At 42.2% G+C, this 723-nt stretch carries 2 protein-coding genes; one reads left to right on the top strand and one right to left on the bottom strand.

The genetic code is table 11. The annotated features are described in order from the left end of the window. Window positions 1-267: aldose epimerase family protein (locus OA91_RS23835; protein ID WP_442919203.1), on the top strand; the 267-nt coding region annotated here is incomplete at its 5' end. 43 nt (window positions 268-310) lie between these two features. On the opposite strand, the gene OA91_RS23840 is transcribed toward OA91_RS23835, so the two are convergent. Continuing rightward, window positions 311-723, bottom strand: a 413-nt coding sequence (locus OA91_RS23840) for a VOC family protein (RefSeq protein WP_197477872.1), incomplete at its 5' end; no start/stop codon positions are given.

The following is a 723-nucleotide window of genomic DNA, read 5'->3' on the forward strand; positions in this document are numbered from 1 at the left end:
GAAACAGATCGTGTTTATACACATCCTCAGGCGACAATTGAAGTTAATGACAAAAACAACCAACGTACTATTTTGGTGACTAATCAAGGTCATAACGCCGTTGTTATTTGGAACCCTTGGCAAGAGCTATCCATCAGTATGGGTGATATGGCCAACAACAGTTTTGAAACAATGGTATGTGTCGAATCAACGATCCATACGCCAACCATTGAATTACAACCTGGACAAACACATACGTTATCAACACGTATTGCAGTTCAGCGCTAAGTTATCATTTATCGCTAGCAAGCAATGTTGTCTTGCTAGCGATTTATGCCAACATCGTTGCTGTCGATTGAATCAGTACCCACCCGTTGCCATCAGGATCATTAAACGTCGCAAATCGCCCTTCCATCATGGTAATAATTTCTGACAATGCCACACCTTTACCACTCAGCTCTTGGTAGGTTAACTGAATATCATGCGTTTGAACCACTAACCCTTGTACTCCCCCTGCTTCCATTCCCGCAAATGGTTTTACTAAACTGATCGTCGTTTCTGCGCCTTTAGGCACCAACTGTACCCACCGCATCTGTTGATTATCAGCATGATCTCTAATCACTTCAAAGCCTAATGCATCACGGTAAAATTGCAGCGCCTGATTTTGATCAGACACAGGAATCGAAATGGTATCGACACGACAAATAGCCATAGCATCTTGCTCCATATTCAAAAAACAATATC

The organism is Marinomonas sp. SBI8L, from assembly GCF_001624705.1.
In the GTDB taxonomy this organism is placed as follows: Bacteria; Pseudomonadota; Gammaproteobacteria; order Pseudomonadales; family Marinomonadaceae; genus Marinomonas.